This is a genomic window from Alcanivorax sp. HI0083 (assembly GCF_001635175.1).
On record NZ_LWFX01001481.1, the window covers coordinates 1 to 1,175 of the forward strand.

At 59.5% G+C, this 1,175-nt stretch carries 1 protein-coding gene; it reads right to left on the minus strand.

All coding sequences use genetic code 11. The features are described 5' to 3' along the window. A partial coding sequence (locus A3754_RS22465; protein WP_197468784.1) for a DUF2914 domain-containing protein occupies positions 1 to 827 on the minus strand: 827 nt, incomplete at its 3' end. Between the last annotated feature and the right edge of the window lie 348 nt (positions 828 to 1,175).

Below are 1,175 nucleotides of genomic sequence, written 5' to 3' on the forward strand. Positions count from 1 at the left end.
CCGCGGTTCATCTCATTAAGCTGGTCCAGCAGTTTGTGGCGGCCTTGCAGGGCAGGGTAAACCGGGCTTTCTGCGGGCACGGAAACCATCAGTTCCTGCAATTTCTGCCGGGCGGCAGGGATGTCCCGTTGACGGATCAGCTGATTCAGTTCGGCAAATGCCTGGTTGTCCTTGTCCATCTGATCCAGCTCGGCCAGCTGCTGCGCATTACCGGTAAGGGCGCGGGCACGCTTGATGGCAGAGCGCGCTCCCCGGGTATCACCGAGATTGAGCAGCTCTTCGATCGCCATGAAATTGGCGCTCAAATCCACGGGGGCTGTGTCGTCATGGCCTGGATTGCCGGTGTTGTTTTGAGCCGGTGAGCGCTTCCGTTCAGTCGCGGCTGCAGGCGTGTTCCGGGTTTCAGGAACGGCGGTTGCCTTGCCGGAGGTTGTCAGCGACACCTGCCACTGCCCCAGCTCGCAGCCTTGTGCGCCGGTGACGGATACCGCCCAGGTGTCACCGGCTTTCATGCCCAGGCCGGTCAGGGTTTTTGATGACCAGGTACGCCAGAAATCGGAACCAATTTCCAGGGTCACATCGACAAAGGGTTCACCATTGAGCGACCAGTGATGGTATAGCGTCTGATCGCTGCCATCGTGGACTTCGGTATAAAAAAACAGCTCGGCCGTATCGACAGGCGCCTGGCTGATGTCATCAGTAGGTTCGCGGTTCTCAACGGCCGAAGTGAAGCTGGCCCGGGCCAGTGTCGGGCAGGCCGGCCGGGATTCTGTTTGGGCGGATGCCAGTACCGGCGCCAGCAGGCTGGCCAAAACTATGACGCGCACGCGTTCCCCCTGATCATTATTGTCCGGTGCCACCTGTTTTTTGTCTCGGTGGTTTAATTTGCAAGACTAGAGCGTTGCTCTGGCAAGGGCGTGGAACTGGGTCACGTTACGCCTGACGGTGTGATCAGTGGGCTTAAGGGAAGGGCCAGTGGCAAAGGGAGAAATGGCGCCAAGCGGGAACACCGGGCGCCGCTGAATTCGGTCCCGGATCAGGCCGGTTCGCCACCTTCATCCGGGCCATGAAAGCAAAGAAACAGCTCTTCGATCAGTTCCGGGATACCCAGGGCCATCTGCCGGACGACCTGGGTGTTGTCCCACAGGGCATCCAGTTCTTCGTCTTCATCAAGG